This is a genomic window from Enterobacter sp. Li2LvB3 (assembly GCF_056156645.1).
Genome location: NZ_JBSICG010000035.1, coordinates 12,956 through 37,683 on the forward strand (window position 1 = coordinate 12,956; position 24,728 = coordinate 37,683).

Sequence of the window (24,728 nt, forward strand, 5' to 3'; positions counted from 1 at the left end):
ATGATGGGGTGACTGGGTTTTTATGAACGAACAATATTCCGCGTTGCGTAGTAATGTCAGTATGCTCGGCAAGGTGCTGGGAGATACCATCAAGGATGCGTTGGGTGAGAACATTCTCGACCGCGTTGAGACAATCCGTAAGCTGTCTAAATCTTCCCGTGCAGGAAACGAGGCCAATCGTCAGGAGCTGCTTACCACCTTGCAGAACCTGTCTAACGATGAGCTGCTGCCTGTTGCACGCGCATTCAGCCAGTTCCTGAACCTGGCGAACACCGCTGAGCAATACCACAGCATTTCGCCAAAAGGCGAAGCGGCCAGCAACCCGGAAGTTATTGCCCGTACACTTCGTAAACTGAAAGACCAGCCAGACCTCAACGAAGCGACCATCAAAAAAGCGGTGGAGTCGCTCTCTCTGGAACTGGTACTGACTGCTCACCCAACCGAGATCACCCGTCGTACGCTTATCCACAAAATGGTGGAAGTGAACAACTGCCTGAAGCAGCTGGATAACAAAGACATCGCCGACTACGAACGTAACCAGCTGATGCGCCGTCTGCGCCAGCTGATTGCCCAGTCCTGGCACACTGACGAAATTCGTAAGAACCGCCCAAGCCCAGTCGATGAGGCCAAATGGGGCTTTGCGGTGGTGGAAAACAGCCTGTGGGAAGGTGTTCCTAACTACCTGCGCGAGCTGAACGAACAGCTGGAAGAAAACCTGGGCTACCGCCTGCCGGTGGATTTTGTGCCGGTGCGCTTCACTTCCTGGATGGGCGGTGACCGTGACGGTAACCCGAACGTGACCGCAGAGATCACCCGCCACGTCCTGCTGTTAAGCCGCTGGAAAGCCACCGACCTGTTCCTGAAAGATATTCAGGTGCTGATCTCTGAGCTGTCGATGGTTGAAGCGACACCAGAACTGCGTGAACTGGCCGGTGAAGAAGGTGCCAGCGAGCCGTATCGCTATCTGATGAAAAAGCTGCGTGGTCAGCTAATGGCAACTCAGGCCTGGCTGGAAGCGCGCCTCAAAGGCCAGCGCCTGCCGAAGCCGGAAGGCCTGCTGAGCCAGAACGAACAGCTCTGGGACCCGCTGTACGCCTGCTATAAATCTCTGCAAGCTTGCGGTATGGGCATCATCGCCAACGGTGAACTGCTCGACACCTTGCGCCGCGTGAAGTGCTTCGGCGTGCCGCTGGTACGTATCGATGTTCGTCAGGAAAGCACCCGCCACACTGAAGCGCTGGGTGAACTAACCCGCTATCTCGGTATTGGCGACTACGAAAGCTGGTCCGAAGCCGACAAACAAGCCTTCCTGATCCGCGAGCTGAATTCCAAACGTCCTCTGTTGCCACGCAACTGGGAACCCAGCAACGAAACCCGCGAAGTGCTCAACACCTGTAAAGCGATCGTTGATGCGCCGAAAGGATCGGTGGCGGCCTATGTGATCTCGATGGCGAAAACCCCGTCCGATGTGCTGGGTGTTCACCTCCTGCTGAAAGAAGCCGGCATCGACTACGCCCTGCCGGTGGCACCGCTATTTGAAACCCTGGATGACCTGAACAACGCCAACGATGTCATGACGCAGCTGCTGAACATCGACTGGTATCGCGGCTTTATTCAGGGCAAACAGATGGTGATGATTGGCTATTCCGACTCCGCAAAAGACGCGGGCGTGATGGCGGCATCCTGGGCTCAGTACCAGGCGCAAGACGCACTGATCAAGACCTGCGAGAAAGCCGGTATCGAACTGACCTTGTTCCACGGTCGTGGTGGTTCCATTGGCCGTGGCGGTGCGCCAGCTCATGCGGCACTGCTTTCTCAACCGCCGGGAAGCCTGAAAGGTGGCCTGCGTGTAACCGAACAGGGCGAGATGATCCGCTTCAAGTACGGTCTGCCGGAAGTGACTATCAGCAGCCTGTCGCTTTACACCAGCGCCATTCTGGAAGCCAACCTGCTTCCACCGCCAGAGCCGAAGGAGTCCTGGTGTCATATCATGGACGAGCTGTCAGATATCTCCTGCGATCTGTACCGCGGCTACGTGCGTGAAAACAAAGACTTCGTGCCTTACTTCCGTTCAGCGACACCTGAGCAGGAGCTGGGTAAACTGCCACTGGGTTCACGCCCGGCCAAACGTCGCCCTACCGGTGGCGTAGAGTCTCTGCGTGCTATCCCGTGGATCTTCGCCTGGACGCAAAACCGCCTGATGCTGCCAGCCTGGCTGGGTGCCGGTGCGGCGCTGCAAAAAGTGGTGGAAGATGGCAAGCAGAGCGAGCTGGAAGCCATGTGTCGCGACTGGCCGTTCTTCTCCACACGCCTTGGGATGCTGGAAATGGTCTTCTCCAAAGCCGACCTGTGGCTGGCGGAATACTACGATCAGCGTCTGGTGAAACCTGAGCTGTGGGCGCTGGGCAAAGAGCTGCGCGAACTGCTGGAAGGCGACATCAAAGTGGTACTGGATATCGCCAACGACTCGCACCTGATGGCAGACCTGCCGTGGATTGCCGAGTCTATCCAGCTGCGTAATATCTACACCGACCCGCTGAACGTACTCCAGGCTGAGCTGCTGCACCGTTCCCGCCAGGCCGAAGAGGAAGGTAAAGAGCCTGATCCTCGCGTTGAGCAGGCGTTGATGGTGACAATTGCAGGCGTTGCGGCAGGGATGCGTAACACCGGCTAATGCTTGATGCCAGGCGGCGCTGCGCCGCCTGGCAAATTTCGGTATCCACACCATGCACCACGATATCACCCAGATCCTGACTAACCTGATTAACGGTGTATTACCGCTGGGTCAGGTGCATTTTTCAACCCAGGCATCCAGTGCACCCGAACTTGCCTTACAGGTCGATTTTCCACGTCTGGAGATTGTTCTTGAAGGGTCTGTTGAAGATTGCGCGGCCTCCGTTCTACAGCCACGTGATGTCCTCTACGTTCCGCCAGGAGGCTGGAATGACCCACACTGGCAAGAACCCGCGACAACGCTGAGCATTCTGTTTGGTAAACAACAACTTGGGTTTAGCCTTTTGCACTGGGACGGCGTGGAAATCCGCAATCTCGCGAAGCAACATGTTGCCCGCCGTGGCCCCCGGATTGGCTCCTTCCTGCTGCAAACACTCCATGAAATGCAAATGCAGCCGAACGAGCAACAAACAGCAAGACTGATTGTGGCTAGCCTGCTGAGTCACTGTATCGACCTGCTGGGCAGTCAGATCCAAACCGCCTCCCGCAGTCAGGCCCTGTTTGAAGCCATTCGCATTTATATTGATGAACATTACGCCGCACCACTCACCCGTGAATCGGTCGCCCAGGCGTTTTACATCTCACCCAATTATCTGTCGCATCTTTTTCAGAAAACAGGTGCAGTGGGCTTTAACGAATACCTGACACACACCCGGCTGGAGCACGCACGTCAGTTGTTGAAAGGGTATGATTTAAAAGTGAAAGAGGTGGCTCACGCCTGCGGCTTTGTCGACAGTAACTACTTCTGCCGGTTATTCCGTAAAAACACGGAGCGCTCGCCATCAGAATATCGCCGCCAGTACCACAGCCAGCTCACCGGAAAAGCGGCTAGTCCAGAATGACCTGAGTGTGCTGCGGTGCTGATAACATTTTACGCACCGCAACCATGACCTTCTGCGGATCGCGCAGAAAAGCGTTAATCCCGCACTTCACATAGCGGGTATGTTCAAAACGTTCGCTTCCCGCCAGTTCAATATCAGTGATGAGTAACACGACATCTGCACGGCGAATATCGTCTTCCGTGAGCGTACTTTCCACGCCCAGAGCGCCCTGAGTCTCAATGTGAACGTTCCATTTTTCCTGCTGACATAACTTTTCCAGTCGTTCTGCGGCCATATAGGTATGTGCCACACCGCTGACACAGGCAGTCACCGCCACCAAATAACGCCCCGTTATCACTGTCATTCCTAACCTCCTACGGTGACCTGGAACCCTTCACGTTCAGCCATTTGACGCATCGATGCAACCTCATCCTCTGTCGGAGGAGTCACCTGCCGCATCCCCCACTCCTGCTCCAGCAGACGGTATTTTGGTTCTCCGTACTGATGGAAAGGTAGCAGGTGCAGTTGCCGTATCCCTGAAGGTATCAGAAACGCGAGCACCCGCGCCATGTTGGTGTCGTTGAGCGTATAGCCTGGAATAAGAGGTACGCGGGGGATTACGTTCACACCCGCTGCCACCAGTTGTAAGAAGTTATCCAGGACTCTGGGCAAATTGATTGCCAGCGAGGCACGTGCCTGATCGGGATCCATCATCTTCAAATCAAACAGCACTTCATCGCACTGTCGGGCCAGAGGCAGTAATCGTGACAAAGGCGCATCACCTGCGGTTTCAATGGCGGTATGTACACCATAGCGACGCAGTCGCTGGAAAAAATGGGTCGCAAAAGAGGCCTGCATCAGAACTTCGCCACCGGAAAGCGTGACCCCACCGCCCGAAGAGCGAAAGAAGACATCGTCCTTCATCACCTCATGTTCAAGCTCATCCAGGGTCACATCCCTGCCGATACGCTCAAACGCACCTGACGGGCACTCATCAGCATCACGCAGACAGGGGGCACAATGCAGACACTTACTTTCCCGGCGTACCGTCTCGATTTTCGGCGAGATTGATTCCGGATTAGCACACCAGGGGCAGCTGTGAGGGCAGCCTTTAAAAAAGACGACCGTGCGGATACCACGTCCGTCATTTAACGAGTAGCGCTGGATGTTGAAAATGCGCGCCATATCGGCGCGCGCTTCAACCACGTTACAACTGATGCGCTGTACGACGGATAATGTCATCCTGGATCTCCTTCGACAGCTCAACAAAGAAGGCGCTGTACCCAGCAACGCGTACTACCAGCCCGGCGAAATCCTGCGGGCGTGACTGCGCTTCTCGTAATGTATCCGCATTCACCACGTTGAACTGGACATGCTGTAGTTTTAGCTGGGTAAATGCGCGAAGAAAATCGACCAATTTTTGCAGCCCGGCATCCCCTTCCAGCGTCGCAGGGGTGAACTTCACGTTCAATAGCGTACCATTAGATAACAGATAGTTATCCAGCTTGCTCACCGATTTCAGTACCGCCGTTGGGCCTTGCATATCTTGCCCAAGCATCGGCGAAAGACCGCCATCTGCCAGTTGCTCACCGGCATAGCGGCCATCAGGTGTCGCGCCAACTACGGCTCCCAGTGGCACATGTGCCGATACGGTATAAGATCCCGGCGTGAACTGCCCACCGCGCGGATTCCGGTATTTTTCTACCTCTTTACAGTAGTGGCGCAGCAGTTGAGCGCTGATGTTATCGACATCATCGATATCATTACCGTATTTCTCGAAGCGATTGATCAGGCGGGCACGTACTTTTTCCCCTTCGGAGGTGGCGAAGTTAGCTTTTAACACTGCCAGAAGTTCATCAAAACTTAAGCGTTGCTGTTCAAAGACCAGTCCTTTCAGGGCATGAAGCGAATCGCTTAGATTCGCTATCCCGATCCCCTGAACACCAGAGAAGTTATAGCGCGCCCCCCCCTCAGTAATATCTTTTCCTTTATCCAGACAATCACTTATGAAGGAAGAGAGTAGCGGTACCGGCGCCCAGTCACGATGGCCAATATCACAGACATTGCTTCCCTCAACCATCAGCGCAATGTAGTGATTAATCTTCGCGCGAATGTGCTCAAGCAACCCCTCATAAGTCAGCTCGGTATTTCCCTCATTATCCTGCATGGCAATTTCCATTACTTTCAGCAGGTTAAACATGGCAATATCGTGCAGGCCATACGTTTTACCCGGAATCGACAACTCAACGCAGCCGACAACCGCGTAATCACGCGCATCTTCCAGCGACACTCCCCGATTCAAAAAGGCAGGAACAACAACCTCGTCGTTAAAAATCTGCGGAATACCGGTGCCCAGGCGGATTGTCTCGGCGGTTTTGAGCAGAAATGGCCTGTCGATAAGCTCATTCACCCGTACGCCAAGGTTCGGCTGCGGAAGCTGAATGCTCTGGTAGGCATCCAGACACAGGAAAGAAAGTACGTTAACGGCACTTCGCCCGTTTTCGGTCAGCCCGCCCAATAGCGCGGTATAGCCAGTCGGGAAACCAGCGAAATAGCGGGCACTACTGGTCGAACGTAAGAGCACCACGTCATTGCACTTCACCCACAGTGATTCCAGTAGTTCTTTAAGGAATGCAGGCTCTTCACCCTGCGAAAGTGATGCCTGATAAAACGGCAACATATACTGGTCAAAACGCCCGATTGAGAGGGAACTGGCGTTGGATTCGTACTGTAAAATGACGTTCATGTACCAGAATAGCTGACACGCTTGCCAGAAGGTTTGCGGCTTATGATGTGCGTTATGACGCGAGATTTCGGCAATCTTCAGTAATTCTTCACGCCGGGTGGTTTCACTGAGTTCTGCCGACTCCTCAGCCAGTAATGCATAACGCAAAATATGACGCTGGGACGCTTCAAGAAGGATCAGCGCCGCAGCATAGAAGGTGTTCCTGGTATCGCGGGTGCAGTGGTCACGCATTTCTGCCACCAGTGCATCCAGGCCGTTATTCAACAGGCGCGGGTAATCAATAATGATATGCCCCTGCCCTTTATCCGTCTGGTTAACGCTAAAAATCTGCGTCCCCACCGCGGCTTTAACCTCGTCCGTCATCTGGCTGTTGATAAAATCCTTCATCGACCGCTTTTCCCAGTAGGGATAGAGCAGATCCCGGTAGGTCTGCTTATCTTCATCACTGATATCGAAGCGGTCCTGTGGCCGGGTAGCAAACTGATCCAGTTCCTGAAGGAGCCAGTAGGGATCCATCTCAGGCGACATAATACCTGCACGCTGTTTGACAGTACGGTTCCCGGCAATCAGTTCCTCATCACGAATCGCGATATTCACGTGGTCAAGAATGTACGCCGTGGCTTTCGCGCGCCTGATAATCGCTGGCTCACCTTCCGTCTGCTGATGGCTGGCAGTGTAGAGCAAAGCACGTTCTAGTGAGATTTCACGCGGGTTGGCAAAGAGTGCGTCTTTCAAACGCTGGGTACGATTCGTCATGAGGGAACTCCTGTAACGGGAAACCAGCCCGCCCCAAAGGGCGGGAGAGCATCAGGCGGTTTGCGCCAGATGGGCATCAATTTTGTTCATGATGGCGTCGGCGCGTTTGACTGCGTCACTGATATTGACGCGAACGATAGTCTTCCCGGCAAAACGCTCTTCAAATTTAATGCCGATATCTTTGGTCAGGATAACCATATCCGCCGCGGCAATATCTTCACTCGTCAGCTCGTTCTCAAGACCAATCGACCCCTGTGTTTCAACCTTCACCTCCCAACCTTTGGCTTTAGCCGCGCTTTCCAGCGCTTCGGCGGCCATGTAGGTATGGGCAACGCCAGACGGACATGCTGTTACTGCGATAATTCGGGCCATGTTCTCTTCCTCATTCAGTTAATTTCGAAATCCAGATCCAGGTCATCCTCTTTTTTCTCGACCTGTTTCGCATTCCTGCGGGCAAGGCTCTTCAGCACGTTGACGCTAATGGCCGTCACCAATGCCCCCACTGCAACCGCTGCGATATAGCCAAACTTGCCTTCCACCACAGGAAGAACGATCAGCCCACCCCATCCGGCATAACACTGTGCCCCCATCACGGCAGCCGTTACCGCACCACACGCAGAGCCCAGCATGATGGAAGGAATAACACGCAAAGGGTCGGCAGCGGCAAACGGAATAGCCCCTTCGGTGACACCCACACAACCCATCACCAGCGCCGCTTTACCCGCTTCACGTTCTTCATCAGTAAAATTTTTACGGTTAATCAGCGTCGCCAGGCCTAAACCCAGTGGTGGAACACAAATACCGACCGCTGCAATCGCCACCACGGTATAGACACCCTGAGCGACGCAAATAAGCATGAAGGCATAAGCCACCTTGTTTATTGGGCCGCCCATATCAAAGGCCAACATGAGTCCGATGATGACGGCCAACACCACGATGCTGCCTTGCTGCATTCCCTGTAGCCATTGTGTTAAGCCCGCCGTTAACGCACCCACAGGTTCGCCCAGCCCCCACATCATGATGCCCGCAGTAATAAAGGTGCCGATGACAGGGATAATGAAAATAGGCATAACGGAGCGCAGGATCTTTGGCACCGGCAGTTTTTTCAGGTACCAGACAACAATCCCACCGAGGATCCCGGCAATAATGGCCCCGAAGAAACCAGCGCCGAAGCTGTTACCGACCCAGGCCGCTATGGCGCAGGGAGCCAGCGCAGTACGTTCCGCAATGGAATAGCCTATGTAAGCCGCCAGAAAGGGGACCATCAGCGTTAACCCCGCAACGCCGATATCGAACAGTTTTTTCAGGTTGGGATCCGTTGCGGCATCCGGTACAGCGCCCTTGCCATACAGCATGACCGAGACCGCCAGCAAAATGCCGCCCGCGACCACGAACGGGATCATATGTGACACCCCGGTCATCAGATGCTGCCGCGTGTTCTTGAGAATATGCACCAACTCTTTCATATGCCGCTCCTGGACTATATCCATAAAGATGTTGTGGCAAACAATAGGCAATCAGGAAGAGGCCGGACAGGAGACAAAAAGGCCATTTACTGGATTTTTGTAATGTCGAAATAAAAATGCGATCCGCCTCGACATTTCATACCCAGGTCCTATTAAGCAAACCATCACAACCTGTGAGTCAAATCTCACTTTCGAATGGATATTACATTTGTCCAGCTTTTGGCAGATTTGTCACATGGCGCTCTTCATCACCACACTCGTATGCTGTCTGCAATAAATGACTATTGGTTTCAGGAGTGTGTGTATGGCTCTGGTTGTGGAATTTACCTGTGAACTGCCTAACGGCGTTCACGCGCGTCCGGCAAGTCATGTTGAAACGCTGTGCAATACGTTTATCTCGCAAATTGAGTGGCACAACCTGCGTAACGACCGTAAAGGCGATGCCAGGAGTGCACTGGCTCTTATTGGCACTGATACCCTGGCAGGCGATGCCTGTCGTCTGATTATCAGCGGCGAAGATGAACAAAGCGCCCATCAGCGGCTGGCACAATGGCTGCGGGATGAGTTTCCGCACTGTGATGCCCCGCTTGCTGAAGCCATCAATACCGAACTTGACCCATTGCCGGAATCACTCACCCGCCTTAACCCCACGCTGTTCCGTGCACTGCCCGTATGCAGCGGCAGTGCACAGGGCATCCTGACATTATTAACGTCGCTGGATCTCAACGCCCTGTCCGATTTACCCGATGCAAAAAGCCCGGAAGAAGAACAGTCTGCGCTGGATAACGGCCTGATTCTGCTGGTGAAAAACATTGAGCTACGTGCGCTGGACACCGACAGTACTGCCAGCGCCATTCTGGAAGCACATCGTTCGCTGGCTACGGACACGTCGCTACGCCAACACCTGCTGGCAGGAGTGAACCAGGGGTTGAGTTGTGCGATGGCAACTATCGCAACAGCGAACCATTTCTGCGGCGAATTCTCCCGTTCCAGCAGCAGTTATTTGCAGGAACGTGTGCTGGATGTCCGCGATGTCTGCTATCAGCTTTTACAGCAAATCTACGGGGAACAGCGTTTCCCAACGCCGGGACAACTCATCCAGCCGACCATTTGCCTCGCGGATGATTTAACGCCCGGCCAGTTTCTGGAACTTGATAAAACCATGCTCAAAGGGCTGCTGTTAAAAAGCGGCGGAACAACCTCGCATACCGTGATCCTTGCGCGTTCTTTTAATATCCCGACGCTGGTCGGCGTTGATAGTGAAAGCTTGCTTCAGTGGCGTAACCAGCCCGTCTTTGTGGATGGCAATGCTGGCGCTGTTGTGGTCAATGCCTGCGATGCAGTGGCACGCTACTACCGCCAGGAAGAGCGCGTGCAACAAAAGATAAGCGAGCAGCAAAGTCTCTGGCTTAACCGTGAGGCCAGAACAGCCGATGGACTGCGAATCGAGATTGCCGCCAACATTGCCCATGCGGCAGAGGCTCAGGCGGCATTCGGCAACGGCGCAGAGGGGGTTGGCCTGTTCCGCACCGAAATGCTGTATATGGATCGCACCAGCGCACCCGGCGAAAATGAGCTATACAACATTTTCTGTCAGGCGCTTGAATGTGCAAACGGGCGCAGCATTATTGTGCGAACCATGGATATCGGCGGCGACAAGCCGGTGGATTACCTGAACATTCCGGCAGAGAACAACCCCTTCCTCGGCTACCGTGCCGTGCGCATTTATGAAGAGTACTCTGTGCTTTTCGCTACCCAGCTGCGGGCAATCCTGCGTGCCTCCGCGCATGGCAAACTAAAAATCATGATCCCAATGATCTCCTCCATGGAAGAGATCCTGTGGGTAAAAGAAAAACTCGCCGAAGCGAAACAGCAACTTCGCGCCGAACATATTCCGTTTGATGAGAAAATCCCTCTCGGCATCATGCTGGAAGTGCCATCGGTGATGTTCATCATTGACCAGTGCTGCGAAGAGATTGATTTCTTTAGCATCGGCAGCAATGACCTGACGCAGTATCTGCTGGCTGTCGACCGCGACAACGCCAAAGTCACACGGCATTACAACAGTCTGAACCCGGCATTTCTTCGGGCGCTGGATTACGCCGTGCAGGCCGTTCATCGCCAGGGAAAATGGATTGGCTTGTGTGGTGAATTGGGTGCGAAAGGCTCGGTGCTGCCACTGCTGGTTGGCCTGGGGCTGGACGAACTCAGCATGGGCTCGCCTGCCATCCCTGCCACCAAAGCCCGTCTGGCACAACTTGATAGCCGCGCCTGTCGGCAGCTGCTGAACCAGGCGATGGCTTGCCGCACCTCACTCGAAGTAGAACACCTGTTGGCGCAGTTCCGCATGAATCAACAGGACACACCGTTGGTGACGCCGCGCTGCATTTCACTGCATAACGACTGGAACAGTAAGGAAGAGGTCATGAAAGGAATGACCGACAACCTGCTGCTCGCAGGGCGTTGCCGCTATCCCCGCAAGCTGGAGGCCGATTTGTGGGCACGCGAGGCCGTATTCTCCACCGGGCTTGGCTTTAGTTTCGCCATTCCGCACAGCAAATCCGAACATATTGAGCAATCCACCATCAGCGTTGCACGCCTGAAATCCCCGGTTATGTGGGGCGATGAAGAAGCGCAATTCATCATTATGCTCACACTGAACAAACACGCCGCAGGCGACCAGCATATGCGTATTTTCTCCCGCCTGGCTCGTCGCATCATGCATGAAGATTTCCGCAGCGCACTGGTTAACGCCAGCTCAGAAGAGGCAATCGCCTCCCTGTTACAGCACGAATTAGAACTTTAACGAGGAAGAGTAATGGAACTGTATCTGGATACCGCCAACGTGGCGGAAGTTGAACGCCTGGCGCGCATCTTCCCGATTGCGGGTGTTACCACCAACCCAAGTATTGTGGCTGCCAGCCGTGAATCTATCTGGGACGTGCTGCCACGTCTGCAAAAAGCTATCGGGCCGGAAGGCACGCTGTTCGCCCAGACCATGAGCCGTGATGCAGAGGGCATGGTGGCAGAGGCCAAACGCCTGAGTAACGCCATACCGGATATCGTAGTGAAAATCCCGGTGACCGCTCAGGGGCTTATCGCGATCAAAGCGTTGAAAAAAGAGGGGATTACCACGCTAGGCACCGCCGTTTACAGCGCCGCGCAGGGTTTACTGGCCGCACTCGCAGGGGCGAAATATGTCGCACCGTATGTCAACCGCGTTGATGCACAGGGCGGTGATGGCATTCGCATGGTTCAGGAGCTGCAGACTCTGCTGGAACTGCACGCGCCAGAAAGCATGGTGCTGGCCGCCAGTTTTAAAACACCACGACAGGCGCTGGACTGCCTGCTTGCCGGATGTGAAGCAATCACACTTCCTTTAGATGTAGCGCAACAAATGCTCGGCACTCCGGCGGTAGAGTCAGCCATAGAGAAGTTCGAGCAAGACTGGAAAAACGCGTTTGGTAACCTCAACCTCTAAGGGAGAAATGTTATGGACCGTATCATTCAATCGCCGGGGAAATACATCCAGGGCGCTGATGTTCTCACCCGTCTGGGCGACTATCTGAAACCGCTGGCAAAACGTTGGCTGGTAGTTGGCGATAAATTTGTACTGGGTTTTGCCGAAGAGACCCTGCGTGAAAGCTTCAAAAAAGCGGAACTGCACGTCGAAATCGCACCATTTGGCGGCGAATGTTCGCAAAATGAAATCGACCGTCTGAAAAAGCTGGCCGACAGCGCCGACTGCATGGCGGTACTGGGTATTGGCGGCGGTAAAACGCTGGATACCGCTAAAGCACTGGCTCACTTTATGGACGTGCCGGTTGCTATCGCCCCAACCATTGCCTCCACCGATGCACCTTGCAGCGCCCTTTCCGTTATCTATACCGACAGCGGTGAGTTCGATCGCTACCTGATGCTGCCACACAACCCGAACATGGTGATTGTCGATACCAAAGTGGTGGCGGGCGCACCAGCACGCCTGCTGGCGGCGGGTATTGGTGATGCACTGGCCACCTGGTTTGAAGCTCGCGCCTGTTCCCGCAGCGGCGCAACCACCATGGCGGGCGGCAAATGTACCCAGGCTGCTTTAGCGCTGGCGGAACTGTGCTACAACACGCTGGTTGAAGAGGGTGAAAAAGCGATGCTGGCAGCGGAACAGCACGTGGTCACACCGGCGCTGGAGCGCATCATCGAAGCCAATACCTATCTCAGCGGCGTCGGTTTTGAGAGCGGCGGGCTGGCAGCAGCACATGCCATTCATAACGGGATGACGGCAGTACCAGAAGCCCACCACTTCTATCACGGTGAAAAAGTGGCGTTCGGCACACTCACACAGCTGGTTCTGGAAAACGCACCGGTTGAAGAGATAGAAACCGTTGCCGCGCTTTGCCACAGCGTAGGGCTGCCAATTACCCTGGCGCAGCTGGATATCAAAGAGAATATTCCGGCGAAAATGCGTCTGATCGCTGAAGCGGCCTGTGCCGAAGGTGAAACCATTCACAACATGCCGGGCGGTGTGTCGCCGGATCAGGTTTACGCCGCGCTGCTGGTTGCAGACCAGTACGGACAGCGGTTCTTACAGGAGTGGGAGTAACAAAAATTGCCGGGTGGCGTAGCCGCCGGGCAAAAGAATCCCCGCCGAAGCGGGGATTTTTATTTACTTCAGGTCAAAACGATCCAAATCCATCACCTTCGCCCATGCAGCAACGAAGTCGCGAACGAACTTCTCGCTGGCATCGCTGCTGGCGTACACTTCAGCCAGTGCGCGCAGGACGGCGTTAGAACCGAATACCAGGTCAGCGCGGGTTGCGGTGTATTTCACATCACCGCTGGCGCGATCGCTACCGGCAAACAGCTCGCTGGACGCATCAGTCGCTTTCCACTGGGTATTCATATCCAGCAGATTCACGAAGAAGTCATTGCTCAGCACACCTTCACGGTCAGTGAACACGCCGTTTTTGCTGCCATCAAAGTTAGCACCCAACACACGCAAACCACCCACCAGCACCGTCAGTTCAGGCGCAGTCAGCGTCAGCTGCTGGGCTTTATCAATCAGCAGCGATTCTGTTGTCGCAGCGTCAACCTGCGCACGGTAGTTGCGGAAGCCATCGGCAATCGGTTCAAGCAGGGTAAACATCTCGATATCCGTCTGGTCCTGACGCGCATCAACACGGCCCGGCGTAAACGGTACGTTAACGTAAACCCCTGCGGCTTTCGCCGCCTGCTCAACACCGACCACACCCGCCAGCACGATGATATCGGCCAGTGAAGCTTTGTTGGTCGTGCGCTGAATAGCTTCCAGCGCTGGCAGGGCACGAACCGCTGCAGCGTTAACATCCCAGTCGCGTTGTGGTGCCAGCGCCAGACGCGCACCGTTGGCGCCGCCGCGCTTATCACCACCACGGAAGGTCGACGCAGACGCCCAGGCAACAGAAACCAGTTCACTGATGGACAGCCCGGATGCCGCGATTTCCGCTTTCAGGCTCTCAATGTCTTCCTTAGAAGGATTGAACACCGCCTGCGGCAGCGGATCCTGCCAAATCAGATCTTCTTTCGGTACTTCCGGGCCAATGTAACGTGATTTTGGCCCCATATCGCGGTGGGTCAGCTTGAACCACGCACGCGCAAAGGCTTCATTGAAGGCCTGCGGATCGTTGAGGAAGCGACGAGAAATCTTCTCGAACTCAGGGTCAAAACGCAGGGTCAGGTCGGTGACCAGCATAGTTGGTTTGCGTTTTTTCGACGGGTCGAATGGGTCAGGCATGATGTCTGGCGCGTTAACGGCTTCAAACTGAATCGCCCCTGCCGGGCTGCGGGTCTGAACCCACTCGAATTTGAACAGGTTCTCGAAGAAGTAATTGCTCCACTGGGTCGGGGTTTGCGACCAGATAACTTCCAGGCCAGATGTAATCGCATCAGCCCCTGCTCCGCTGCCAAAACTGCTTGCCCAACCCAGGCCCTGAGATTCAATTGGTGCGGCTTCTGGATCGGCACCCACATGCGTTGCTTCACCGGCACCGTGTGTTTTACCCAGCGTATGGCCGCCGGCAATCAGGGCGACAGTCTCTTCGTCGTCCATTCCCATGTTGCCGAAGGTTGCGCGGATCGCCGCAGCCGCAGACAGCGGTTCGCCGCTGGCGTTTGGCCCTTCCGGGTTGACGTAAATCAGACCCATTTCAGTGGCAGCTAAAGGACGCTTCGCCAGCGCTTCAGGATCGCGATGGGTCAACCAGGCTTTTTCATCACCCCAGTTCACATCCTGATCTGGCTCCCAAACGTCTTCACGCCCGGCACCAAAGCCAAAGGTACGGAAGCCCGAGTTTTCCAGCGCCACGTTACCCGCCAGGATAAACAGGTCAGCCCAGGAAATTTTCTGCCCATATTTCTGTTTGATAGGCCACAACAGGCGGCGTGCTTTATCCAGGCTAACGTTATCTGGCCAGGAGTTCAGCGGCGCAAAGCGCTGTTGACCGCGTCCTGCACCACCGCGTCCGTCAACGGAGCGATAAGTACCAGCACCGTGCCAGGCCATACGAATAAACAGGCCCGCATAGCTGCCCCAGTCGGCAGGCCACCACGGTTGGGAGTCGGTTAAGAGTGCTTTGAGATCGCCCTTGAGGGCTGAGTAGTCGAGCTTGCTGAATTCTTTGCGGTAATCGAAGTCTTCACCCAGTGGGTTCGAACGGCTGGAATGTTGATTCAGAAGATCAACACGAAGTTGCTTAGGCCACCACTCTTTACTGCCGGTGCCAGCACCCGCGCTAAGATCAACGCCGCCCTGATGGAACGGACACTTACCGGCTGATGCCGCTTTATTGGTATCGTCTGACGTGCTCATCGTTGTGCTCCCTTTACAGTATTACTGTTACGATATACGCCCTTATTGATAAGGTATAGTTGGGATAACCCACAGATTCGATAGTTAATTCCGTTTAATTTTACATTGAAAATATGTGACTTTTGTACGTCAAAGGCAGCATTGCTGAACTGGCAGGAAAATAAAACCCTTATAAATCAAAAAACCCTCCGAAGAGGGCTTTTATTTGTTACACGCCAGGTCGAACGCCGAGCGTGTGGCAAATGGCGTAACTCATTTCCGCGCGGTTCAGAGTATAGAAGTGGAAGTCCTTCACCCCTTCACGACTTAAGATCTTCACCATGTCCATCGCGATATTTGCGCCCACCAGCTTGCGTGTTTCCGGGTCATCGTCCAGCCCTTCGTACATTTTAGACATCCAAAGCGGAATGCGCACGTTGGTCATGTCAGCGAATTTTTTCGCCTGTTTGAAGTTAGACACCGGCAAAATGCCAGGAATGATTTCAACGTCGATGCCCGCAGAAACGCAGCGGTCACGAAAACGCAGATAACTTTCTACGTCGAAGAAGAACTGGGTGATGGCGCGGTTTGCCCCGGCATCCACTTTACGTTTCAGGTTGAGCAAATCCGCCTGCGCGCTTTTCGCTTCCGGGTGAACTTCCGGGTACGCGGCAACGGAGATATCAAAGTCCGCCACCTCTTTCAGCAGCGTCACCAGGTCAGCCGCATACATTTCCGGTTTGCCGCTGCCCGGCGGCAGGTCGCCGCGCAGGGCGACGATATGACGAATCCCGTTGTTCCAGTAGTCCTGGGCGATGGCGCGCAGTTCATCGCGGGTAGCATCGATGCAGGTCAGGTGCGGAGCCGCTTCCAGACCGGTTCTGTCTTTGATGCCCTTGATAATGCTGTGCGTGCGGTCACGCTCACCGGAGTTTGCACCGTAAGTCACGGAGACAAATTTCGGTTTCAGGCTGCTCAGGCGATCGATAGAGCTCCACAGGGTTTGCTCCATTTCACTGGTGCGCGGCGGGAAAAATTCAAAAGAGACGTTAATCTGGCCGTTTACTTCGGCCAGGCTCTGATTCAGGGCTTCCCGCTGGTTGGCGTGAAAAAAGCTCATACCTTACCTCATCAATCGCGTGTCGTTGTTTGTTGTGATTCGAACTTCTATACGTTTAGACGTCCAGATGTAAAAATGACGGAAAAGCGGAGTGGCGTCAACAGAAATAATCAACAATAACGGTGAGGATTGCTCAGGGAAGATGAGGGAAGTTCATGATGAAGAGAAGTCCCTCTCCCGGTGGGAGAGGGAATAATTGAGATTACAGCAGCTTAGCCAGACGGTTGATGTCGGACTGAATTGCCCCGGCGGTCACATCGCGACCAGCACCCGGGCCACGGATCACCAGCGGGTTATCGCGATACCAGCGGCTTTCAATCGCAAAAACGTTATCGCACGGCAACAGGGCCGCCAGTGGATGCTCAGGGCGCACCGCTTCAACACCGACTCGCGCTTTACCGTTCGCCTCGAAGCGCGCCACATAGCGCAGCACCAGGCCCATTTCTTGTGCCGCTTCCAGACGTTGCACCATCTGGTCATTCAGCTCGTCACCGTTTTCGAAGAAGTGGTCGACAGAACCTTCCTCACAACCCGCAGGTACCAGTGACTCCACGCGCACTGCGCCCGGCTCGATGTCATACCCAGCTTCACGCGCCAGGATAACCAGTTTACGCATGACGTCTTTCCCGGACAGGTCCACGCGCGGGTCTGGCTCGGTCAGCCCTTGCTGCCACGCCTGATCCACCAGGTCGGTGAAAGGAACCGTGCCATCGAATTGCAGGAACAACCAGGAAAGCGTGCCGGAGAAAATTCCGCTCAGCGCCAGAATACTGTCGCCGCTTTCAATCAGATCGCGCACGGTATGGTTAACCGGCAGGCCCGCACCAACTGTCGCGTTGTACAACCAGTGACGGCCCGTTTTTTCGAACGCGTCATGGATTTGACGGTATTTATCGGTGCTGCTCGCGCCCGCCAGTTTGTTGGCACTAATGACATGGAAGCCGTGGCTGGCGAAATCCAGATACTGATCGGCAAGCTGTTCACTGGCCGTGACGTCCAGCACGACCAGGTCATCATACGGGTGCGCACGCATCCACAGGAACAGTGACTCTTCATCCTGTTCAACTGCTTCATCATTAAAGAAGGCAAGTGCGCGGCTGGCATCCAGACCTTCGTAATTCAGCAGGCTACGGCGGCTGTCCACTACGCCCGCGAGAATAAATTCAAACCCGGTACGCGCTGAAAGCGTCTCTTGCTCACGCGCGAACAGCTCCAGCCAGCGAGAACCGATATTCCCTTTGCCGAACAGCACCAGGCCGATACGCTTTTCCGCGCGGAACAGAGAGGTGTGCAGACCCTGAATCAGGCTCTCAGTTGGTCCTTTACGCAGAACGGCCACCAGACTGATGCCCTCTTCCGACTGCCAGGTAAACTCAACTGGCTGGCCCTTCAGCTGCTGCCAGAAGCGGTGGCAGTGCAGCGGATTACGGGTGACACCTGCGCCCACCATCGCGACCAGCGCCAGCCCCTGACGCAGGCGAAGTTCACCCGGCAGGCCAGCTTCATCAAGAATTTTCAGTGCGCTGTCGGCCACTTCTGCGGTGTAGCAGAATTGCAGCAGCTGGCGATCGTTATGCACGCCAACGGCTAACGGACGCACCTGCGCACGTTTCAGAATAAGGTCGATATCTTTGTGTGCCAGTTTGAAATCCTGGCCGGCTGGCACCTGGAACTCAATCAGGCAGATGTCGTCATGGCTGGTAACGATACGTGCGCCTGTGCCGGAGGCCAGCACACGCTCAATGCGAGTTGAACCTTGATCCGGGGTATAGCTACAGCGCAGTTGCAGGTCGATATCACTGCCCGAAACCGGCTGAAGCGTACGGGCGTGCAGCACCGGAGCAGCCAGACGTGCCAGCTCGCTGGCTTCATCCAGACGCAGCAACGGCAGCAGGCAGGCATCTTTCACTTTGCGCGGATCAGCGCTGTAAACACCCGCCACGTCACTCCAGATAGTCACACGGGAAACACCGGCCAGCGCACCGATTTGTGTTGCAGAGTAGTCAGAGCCATTACGCCCCAGCAGCACGGTTTCACCCGCGTTGCTGCGGCTGATAAAGCCGGTCACCACAATACGTTTGCCCGGGTGCTGCACCAGCAGCTGTTGCAGTAACGGATAAGACAAGCCTTCGTCGACCTGCGGCTGTGCAGCACGCTCAGCGCGCAGGAAGTCGCGCGCATCAAGCCACGCGGCTTCAACACCCTGGTGTTGCAAAACGGACGCCATCAGACGCGCAGACCAGACCTCACCGTGACCCACCACTTCGGCATACACCGCATCGGTAATGCCGCTATCAAGCAGGGCAGCCAGGCGCTCAAGGTCATGGGTAAATGCGGAAATCAGCCCATCAGCGACCTCGGCTGGCAGCAAGCCGGCAATGAGTTCGCTCTGGTAACGACGTAAGGATTGTTGAACCTGATGCGCAGAAAGGCGATCGGTCTGGCTTAATTTCAGCCAGCTAATCAACTGGTTGGTGGTGCTGCCAGCCGCAGAGACAACCATCATGTCACCCGGCTGTGAATACTCTGTCATGATCCCTGCGACACGCAGGTAACATTTCACATCAGCAAGACTACTACCACCAAACTTGTGCAGCTGACGACCCTTCGCCCCTGCCTGCGCTATCACACTCATGATTACCCCTTGGCTGCGACCTGGAAGCCATTTTCCAGATCGGCAATTAAATCTTCAGAATCTTCAATACCGGTTGAAATACGCAGCAGCGTTTCAGAAATACCGGCGGCGGCACGTGCTTTGGGTGCCATCCCTGCGTGCGTCATGGTCGCGGCGTGGGAGATCAAGCTTTCGACCCCACCTAATGATTCCGCCAGCGTAAACAATGACAGCCCGCTCAGGAAGCGACGCAGCGTTTGCTCATCGCCATCCAGTTCAAAGCTTAACATCGCGCCAAAACCCTTCTGTTGACGCGCGGCAAACTCATGCCCCTGATTTTCCGGCAGCGATGGATGATACAATTTTTTCACCAGCGGCTGCGTTTTCAGGAAATCGACAATCGCCAGGGCATTACGCTGAGCCGCTTCCATGCGCGGCGACAGCGTGCGAATGCCACGTAACAACAGGTAGCTATCAAAGGCGCTTGCGGTGACGCCAATGTTATTGGCCCACCATGCCAGTTCGGTGACAACGTCGGGATCTTTTGCAATCACCACGCCCGCCACCACATCAGAGTGCCCATTCAGATATTTAGTGCATGAATGCAATACAAGATCTGCACCCAGTGCCAGTGGGTTCTGGAGGGCCGGACTGAGGAACGTATTATCCACTACACTTATCGCTCCCGCATCCCTTGCGAGCTGACAAATTTTGGTAATATCGACAACGCGCAACAATGGATTGCTTGGGCTTTCCACCAGAACCAGCTTTGGTTTCTCTGCCAGCGCCTGTTTCAGGGCTTGTTCGTCGTTTTGATCAACAAACAACACGCGATAACAGCCCCGTTTTGCCAGGCTGTCGAACAGACGATAGCTGCCGCCATAACAGTCGTGCGGCGCAACCAGCAGATCGCCAGGTTTCAGGAAGACCGTTGTCACCAGATGGATGGCAGACATACCGGTGTTGGTTAACACCGCACCTGCGCCACCTTCCAGCTCCGCCAGCGCGCGCTGGGTAACATCGCGCGTAGGGTTGCCACGACGGGAATAGTCGTGCGCACGGGGTTCATTAAATCCGGTGAAATTATAAGTACTGGAAAGATGAATCGGCGGGACAACACAGCCGTACTGCTCGTCATCATTCAATCCGCTACGCACTGCGATGGTGGCCTGTTTACGCGTCATGGTGAAGGCTTCCTGGCTTATTAGGTGAAAAGTCAGCCACCAGAGTAAACATTGAAAGTATGGACGTCAATACATCTGGACATCTAAACTTCTTTGCGTATAGATTGAGCAATGCGCAAATAGCCGTTAAAATTATATGCTTTAGTGCACGCCGCAGTGCCAATATCCGTGCCACGGTAGTGTCTCTACGGTAAACTACGCAAGATTACGGTCCAAAACACTCCTTATTACAGGGTTTTGCACCTTTAGATTAATGACTGAGAGGATTAAAGGTATCTCATGGCTGAATGGAGCGGCGAATATATCAGCCCATACGCTGAGCACGGTAAGAAGAGTGAACAAGTAAAGAAAATTACGGTTTCCATTCCTCTGAAGGTGTTGAAGATCCTCACCGATGAACGTACGCGTCGTCAGGTGAACAACCTGCGTCACGCGACCAACAGCGAATTGCTGTGTGAAGCATTTTTACATGCGTTTACCGGTCAACCGTTGCCGAATGATGAAGACCTGCGTAAAGAGCGCAGCGATGAAATCCCGGAAGAGGCAAAGGTGATTATGCGTGAACTGGGTATCGACCCGGATACGTGGGAATACTGATTTGCAGAGACAAAAAAGGCACCTTTCGGTGCCTTTTTTTCGGGAAACTTATTTAGCGCCCGGGATGCTGAAACGCTTGTTGAAGCGGTCAACACGGCCACCGGTTGCAACATCACGCTGCTTACCAGTGAAGAACGGGTGGCATTTGCCGCACACGTCCAGGTTCAGATCGTGACCCACGGTGGAGCGGATCTGGATAGAGTTACCGCAAGAGCAGTTTGCAGTAATCATTTCGTATTTCGGGTGAATATCTTTTTTCATGGGAGAACCTCAGTTAAGGCCGCGTCGCTCTTCCAGCCCTAACGCCAGACACCACGCGATGTTAATAGTATAGGTTTTGACACTGCATAAAGCGCATCAAAGGCGGCGAATCATACAGAATTTGACCAGCGTATGCAAACTGATCCGCACGCCGCTTTTACTAATGTGTATACTAACGCGCCACTTTTCAAGTCAGGAAGATTCGATGCCCGTCGCTCACGTTGCCCTGCCCGTTCCGCTTCCCCGCACCTTTGACTATCTGCTGCCCAACAGCATGAATGCCAAAGCGGGCTGTCGCGTGACCGTGCCCTTTGGCAAGCAGCAGCGCGTGGGGATCGTGGTTTCCGTCAGCGATAAAAGTGAGCTTCCTGTTAATGAGCTGAAAGCCGTTGCAGAAGTGCTGGATAACGAGCCGGTCTACTCAACGAGCACCTGGCGGCTGTTGCTGTGGGCGGCGGAATACTATCACCACCCGATTGGCGATGTTCTGTTCCATGCCCTACCCATTTTACTGCGCCAGGGTAAGAGCGCCAGCCACGCGCCGATGTGGTACTGGTTCGCCACCGAACAGGGGCAAGCGGTAGACATTAACAGTCTGAAGCGTTCCCCTAAACAGCAACAGGCGCTGGCAGCCCTGCGCCAAAGGCGCATCTGGCGCCAAAGGCGCATCTGGCGCCATCAGGTTGAAGAGCTGGACTTTACTGACGCGGCACTTCAGGCACTGCGTAAAAAAGGGTTGTGCGAGCTGGCAAGCGAAGCGCCCGCCCTTTATGACTGGCGCGACAGTTTTTCCGTTTCCGGGGATCGTCTGCGCCTGAATACCGAACAGGCTACCGCCGTGGGGGCGATTCACAGCGCCGCCGACCATTTTTCCGCCTGGTTGCTGGCAGGTGTTACGGGTTCCGGCAAAACCGAAGTCTATCTTAGCGTGCTGGAAAATGTGCTCTCTCAGGGCAAGCAGGCGCTGGTCATGGTGCCGGAAATCGGCCTGACGCCTCAAACCATCGCCCGTTTTCGTGAACGTTTTAATGCGCCGGTGGAAGTCCTGCACTCCGGCCTGAACGACAGCGAACGCCTCAGCGCGTGGCTCAAAGCGAAAAACGGTGAAGCTGCCATTGTCATTGGCACGCGCTCGTCGCTGTTCACCCCGTTTAAAAATCTGGGCGTCATCGTAATAGATGAAGAGCATGACAGCTCCTATAAACAGCAGGAAGGCTGGCGCTATCATGCTCGCGACCTGGCCGTTTATCGCGCTCACAGCGAGCAGATCCCGATTATTCTCGGCTCCGCCACGCCTGCGCTGGAAACGCTGCACAACGTCCGCCAGCGTAAATATCACATGCTGCGCCTGACACGCCGCGCGGGGAACGCCCGCCCGGCCATTCAGCATGTGCTGGATTTGAAAGGTCAGCAGGTGCAGGCCGGGTTAGCGCCTGCATTGATCACCCGAATGCGCCAGCATTTGCAGGCCGGGAATCAGGTGATCCTGTTCCTGAACCGACGCGGATTTGCCCCGGCGCTGCTCTGCCATGACTGCGGATGGATTGCGGAGTGCCCACGCTGCGACCACTACTACACGCTTCACCAGGCACAACGCCATTTACGCTGCCACCACTGCGACAGCCAAAGACCTATCCCGCGCCAATGCCCGTCTTGTGGCTCGACGCACATGGTGCCGGTCGGCCTGGGGACGGAACAGCTGGAGCAAGCACTGGCCCCGTTCTTCCCGGATGTTCCCATTTCACGTATCGACCGGGACACCACCAGCCGCAAAGGCGCGCTTGAGCAACAGCTCGCGGAAGTGCATCGCGGTGGTGCGCGTATATTGATTGGGACTCAGATGCTGGCCAAAGGGCACCACTTCCCGGATGTCACGCTGGTCGCCCTGCTGGATGTGGATGGCGCGTTGTTCTCTGCCGATTTCCGCTCCGCCGAACGTTTTGCCCAGCTCTATACCCAGGTGGCCGGTCGCGCCGGTCGCGCCGGGAAGCAGGGAGAAGTGGTGCTACAAACCCACCACCCGGAACACCCTCTATTGCAAACTTTGCTGCATAAAGGCTATGACGCGTTTGCCGAACAAGCCCTGGCTGAGCGTCAGACCCTGCAACTGCCGCCGTGGACCAGCCACGTGATCATCCGCGCGGAAGATCATAATAATCAGCAGGCACCGCTGTTCCTCCAGCAGCTCCGCAATCTGCTGCAAGCCAGCCCACTGGTGGATAACCAGCTGTGGATTTTAGGGCCTGTTCCTGCGCTGGCACCCAAGCGGGGTGGGCGTTTCCGCTGGCAAATTTTATTGCAGCACCCCTCGCGTATACGCTTACAACATGTTGTCAGCAGTACGCTGGCATTGATAAATACCCTGCCGGAAGCGCGTAAGGTTAAGTGGGTCCTGGATGTTGATCCCATTGAAGGCTAAGCCTCTGTTGCGAGACGGATCGAAAAAATTTAACCTTCCTCACACTTTTTATGAAAATTCTGTAACCGCTCTCATAAACTATCTGTAAAAATGAGGTGTCAGAAGTTCGGTGTTCATGCGAGGAGAAGACGTGAAGTCCAGGAAAGAGGTTGCCACGGCGACCATGAAAGACGTTGCCCAGAAAGCACAGGTATCTACGGCAACCGTGTCCCGCGCATTAATGAACCCGGATAAAGTCTCCCAGGCGACACGCAATCGGGTAGAGCAGGCGGCGCTGGAAGTCGGCTATTTCCCGCAGGCAATGGGACGTAACGTTAAGCGCAATGAATCGCGCACGATACTGGTGATAGTGCCGGACATCTGCGATCCCTTCTTTAGCGAAATCATCCGCGGTATTGAAGTGACCGCTGCCGAACAAGGCTATCTGGTGCTGATTGGGGACTGCGCTCACCAGAATCAGCAGGAAAAAACCTTTATTGACCTCATTATCACCAAGCAGATCGACGGAATGTTACTGCTCGGCTCACGCCTGCCCTTTGATGCCAGCATTGAAGAACAGCGCAATTTACCGCCGATGGTGATGGCGAACGAATTCGCCCCAGAGCTGGAACTGCCGACGGTGCATATCGACAACCTCACCGCAGCCTTTAACGCGGTGAACTATCTTCAGGATCTGGGGCACAAACGTATTGGCTGTATCGCCGGGCCAGAAGAGATGCCGCTGTGTCACTACCGCTTACAAGGCTACGTTCAGGCTCTGCGCCGTACCGGCGCGACGGTCGACCCGCATTATATTGCGCGCGGTGATTTCACCTTTGAAGCCGGTGGGCTGGCGCTGGAAAAACTGCTGGCGCTGCCGGAACCGCCAACGGCGGTATTCTGCCACAGTGATGTGATGGCGCTGGGTGCGTTGTCTTATGCCAAACGCCGTGGTCTGCGCGTGCCAAAAGATCTGTCAATTATCGGGTTCGATAATATTTCTCTTTCAGAATTTTGCGATCCACCGCTTTCAACCGTCGCGCAACCGCGCTACCAGATTGGTCGCGAAGCGATGCTCCTTCTGCTGGATCAGCTGCATGGTCAGACAGTTAGTAGCGGGTCACGTCTGCTGGATTGCGAACTGATTGTGCGCGGCACTACCCAGGCATTGACTTAAAGTAAACGCCTTTAGGACACCCTTATCTGGTCAAA

The 24,728-nt window shown here is 54.9% G+C and carries 18 protein-coding genes; 8 read left to right on the forward strand and 10 right to left on the reverse strand.

Features of this window, described 5'->3' with window-relative positions; translation table 11 throughout:
* Positions 1-22 precede the first annotated feature (22 nt).
* Positions 23-2,674 (forward strand): phosphoenolpyruvate carboxylase, encoded by a 2,652-nt coding sequence (gene ppc / locus ACS603_RS21830; RefSeq protein ID WP_182062979.1) that lies wholly within the window; start codon positions 23-25, stop codon positions 2,672-2,674.
* Positions 2,675-2,726: 52 nt separating this feature from the next.
* Entirely contained in the window at positions 2,727-3,575 is an 849-nt protein-coding gene (locus tag ACS603_RS21835; RefSeq protein WP_474944924.1) for a helix-turn-helix transcriptional regulator, read from the forward strand.
* Here ACS603_RS21835 and ACS603_RS21840 read toward each other — a convergent pair.
* Genes ACS603_RS21840 through ACS603_RS21860 form a run of 5 tightly spaced genes read right to left on the reverse strand, consistent with a single transcriptional unit; the run spans position 3,562 to position 8,522 of the window.
* Positions 3,562-3,918 carry a PTS fructose-like transporter subunit IIB gene (locus tag ACS603_RS21840; protein WP_315687326.1) on the reverse strand — a complete coding sequence of 119 codons (357 nt, stop codon included), beginning with the start codon at positions 3,916-3,918 and terminating at the stop codon, positions 3,562-3,564. The two genes, ACS603_RS21835 and ACS603_RS21840, sit on opposite strands and share 14 nt — an antisense overlap.
* Before the next feature lie 2 nt (positions 3,919-3,920).
* A complete protein-coding gene (locus ACS603_RS21845; RefSeq protein ID WP_474944925.1) occupies positions 3,921-4,796 on the reverse strand; it encodes a [formate-C-acetyltransferase]-activating enzyme in 876 nt (291 codons plus the stop codon).
* Positions 4,762-7,056 (reverse strand): formate C-acetyltransferase, encoded by a 2,295-nt coding sequence (locus ACS603_RS21850; RefSeq protein WP_474944926.1) that lies wholly within the window; start codon positions 7,054-7,056, stop codon positions 4,762-4,764. The genes ACS603_RS21845 and ACS603_RS21850 overlap by 35 nt, the downstream gene beginning before the upstream one ends.
* A gap of 51 nt (positions 7,057-7,107) precedes the next feature.
* Entirely contained in the window at positions 7,108-7,428 is a 321-nt protein-coding gene (locus ACS603_RS21855) for a PTS fructose-like transporter subunit IIB (RefSeq protein ID WP_166718497.1), read from the reverse strand.
* Between the two features lie 14 nt (positions 7,429-7,442).
* On the reverse strand, positions 7,443-8,522 hold the full coding sequence (locus ACS603_RS21860) for a PTS fructose transporter subunit EIIC (protein ID WP_315687332.1): 1,080 nt from the start codon (positions 8,520-8,522) through the stop codon (positions 7,443-7,445).
* Between the two features lie 304 nt (positions 8,523-8,826).
* Here ACS603_RS21860 and ptsP point away from each other — a divergent pair, with 304 nt between their 5' ends.
* From ptsP to gldA, 3 genes are read left to right on the forward strand one after another with little or no spacing between them, the layout of a single operon-like run.
* On the forward strand, positions 8,827-11,328 hold the full coding sequence (gene ptsP / locus ACS603_RS21865) for a phosphoenolpyruvate--protein phosphotransferase (RefSeq protein ID WP_474944927.1): 2,502 nt from the start codon (positions 8,827-8,829) through the stop codon (positions 11,326-11,328).
* Between the two features lie 12 nt (positions 11,329-11,340).
* Positions 11,341-12,003, forward strand: coding sequence for a fructose-6-phosphate aldolase (fsa, locus tag ACS603_RS21870; protein ID WP_182062986.1), 663 nt, complete (start codon positions 11,341-11,343; stop codon positions 12,001-12,003).
* Between the two features lie 12 nt (positions 12,004-12,015).
* On the forward strand, positions 12,016-13,119 hold the full coding sequence (gene gldA / locus ACS603_RS21875; protein ID WP_166718501.1) for a bifunctional L-1,2-propanediol dehydrogenase/glycerol dehydrogenase: 1,104 nt from the start codon (positions 12,016-12,018) through the stop codon (positions 13,117-13,119).
* Between the two features lie 63 nt (positions 13,120-13,182).
* On the opposite strand, the gene katG is transcribed toward gldA, so the two are convergent.
* The 4 genes from katG to metB all read right to left on the reverse strand — a co-directional run bounded on the left by katG (position 13,183) and on the right by metB (position 20,260).
* A complete protein-coding gene (katG, locus tag ACS603_RS21880) occupies positions 13,183-15,363 on the reverse strand; it encodes a catalase/peroxidase HPI (RefSeq protein ID WP_182062988.1) in 2,181 nt (726 codons plus the stop codon).
* Positions 15,364-15,571: 208 nt separating this feature from the next.
* Positions 15,572-16,462 carry a methylenetetrahydrofolate reductase gene (gene metF / locus ACS603_RS21885; protein ID WP_014072337.1) on the reverse strand — a complete coding sequence of 297 codons (891 nt, stop codon included), beginning with the start codon at positions 16,460-16,462 and terminating at the stop codon, positions 15,572-15,574.
* Between the two features lie 202 nt (positions 16,463-16,664).
* Positions 16,665-19,097, reverse strand: a complete 2,433-nt coding sequence (locus ACS603_RS21890) for a bifunctional aspartate kinase/homoserine dehydrogenase II (RefSeq protein WP_315687336.1) — start codon at positions 19,095-19,097, stop codon at positions 16,665-16,667.
* A 2-nt stretch (positions 19,098-19,099) separates the two neighbouring features.
* Positions 19,100-20,260, reverse strand: a complete 1,161-nt coding sequence (gene metB / locus ACS603_RS21895) for a cystathionine gamma-synthase (RefSeq protein WP_474944928.1) — start codon at positions 20,258-20,260, stop codon at positions 19,100-19,102.
* A 279-nt stretch (positions 20,261-20,539) separates the two neighbouring features.
* On the opposite strand from metB, the gene metJ reads away from it, so the two are divergent.
* Positions 20,540-20,857: a met regulon transcriptional regulator MetJ gene (metJ, locus tag ACS603_RS21900; protein WP_007369220.1), complete on the forward strand. Its 318-nt coding sequence runs from the start codon at positions 20,540-20,542 to the stop codon at positions 20,855-20,857.
* Between the two features lie 48 nt (positions 20,858-20,905).
* Here metJ and rpmE read toward each other — a convergent pair whose 3' ends face one another.
* Positions 20,906-21,118 (reverse strand): 50S ribosomal protein L31, encoded by a 213-nt coding sequence (gene rpmE / locus ACS603_RS21905; protein ID WP_014072341.1) that lies wholly within the window; start codon positions 21,116-21,118, stop codon positions 20,906-20,908.
* Positions 21,119-21,323: 205 nt separating this feature from the next.
* Between rpmE and priA the strand changes: the two genes are divergently transcribed.
* On the forward strand, positions 21,324-23,537 hold the full coding sequence (priA, locus tag ACS603_RS21910) for a primosomal protein N' (RefSeq protein WP_474944929.1): 2,214 nt from the start codon (positions 21,324-21,326) through the stop codon (positions 23,535-23,537).
* Between the two features lie 130 nt (positions 23,538-23,667).
* Positions 23,668-24,693, forward strand: a complete 1,026-nt coding sequence (gene cytR, locus ACS603_RS21915) for a DNA-binding transcriptional regulator CytR (protein ID WP_182062993.1) — start codon at positions 23,668-23,670, stop codon at positions 24,691-24,693.
* Positions 24,694-24,728 lie beyond the last annotated feature (35 nt).

Excerpts from the sequence above, each read along its gene's own strand:
- ACS603_RS21840 (WP_315687326.1), bottom strand. The coding sequence starts at position 3,918 with ATGACAGTGATAACGGGGCGTTATTTGGTGGCGGTGACTGCCTGTGTC.
- ACS603_RS21850 (WP_474944926.1), bottom strand. The coding sequence starts at position 7,056 with ATGACGAATCGTACCCAGCGTTTGAAAGACGCACTCTTTGCCAACCCG.
- ptsP (WP_474944927.1), top strand. The coding sequence starts at position 8,827 with ATGGCTCTGGTTGTGGAATTTACCTGTGAACTGCCTAACGGCGTTCAC.
- gldA (WP_166718501.1), top strand. The coding sequence starts at position 12,016 with ATGGACCGTATCATTCAATCGCCGGGGAAATACATCCAGGGCGCTGAT.
- katG (WP_182062988.1), bottom strand. The coding sequence starts at position 15,363 with ATGAGCACGTCAGACGATACCAATAAAGCGGCATCAGCCGGTAAGTGT.
- ACS603_RS21855 (WP_166718497.1), bottom strand. The coding sequence starts at position 7,428 with ATGGCCCGAATTATCGCAGTAACAGCATGTCCGTCTGGCGTTGCCCAT.
- rpmE (WP_014072341.1), bottom strand. The coding sequence starts at position 21,118 with ATGAAAAAAGATATTCACCCGAAATACGAAATGATTACTGCAAACTGC.
- metF (WP_014072337.1), bottom strand. The coding sequence starts at position 16,462 with ATGAGCTTTTTTCACGCCAACCAGCGGGAAGCCCTGAATCAGAGCCTG.
- ACS603_RS21890 (WP_315687336.1), bottom strand. The coding sequence starts at position 19,097 with ATGAGTGTGATAGCGCAGGCAGGGGCGAAGGGTCGTCAGCTGCACAAG.
- metB (WP_474944928.1), bottom strand. The coding sequence starts at position 20,260 with ATGACGCGTAAACAGGCCACCATCGCAGTGCGTAGCGGATTGAATGAT.
- priA (WP_474944929.1), top strand. The coding sequence starts at position 21,324 with ATGCCCGTCGCTCACGTTGCCCTGCCCGTTCCGCTTCCCCGCACCTTT.
- ppc (WP_182062979.1), top strand. The coding sequence starts at position 23 with ATGAACGAACAATATTCCGCGTTGCGTAGTAATGTCAGTATGCTCGGC.
- ACS603_RS21860 (WP_315687332.1), bottom strand. The coding sequence starts at position 8,522 with ATGAAAGAGTTGGTGCATATTCTCAAGAACACGCGGCAGCATCTGATG.
- ACS603_RS21845 (WP_474944925.1), bottom strand. The coding sequence starts at position 4,796 with ATGACATTATCCGTCGTACAGCGCATCAGTTGTAACGTGGTTGAAGCG.
- fsa (WP_182062986.1), top strand. The coding sequence starts at position 11,341 with ATGGAACTGTATCTGGATACCGCCAACGTGGCGGAAGTTGAACGCCTG.
- ACS603_RS21835 (WP_474944924.1), top strand. The coding sequence starts at position 2,727 with ATGCACCACGATATCACCCAGATCCTGACTAACCTGATTAACGGTGTA.
- metJ (WP_007369220.1), top strand. The coding sequence starts at position 20,540 with ATGGCTGAATGGAGCGGCGAATATATCAGCCCATACGCTGAGCACGGT.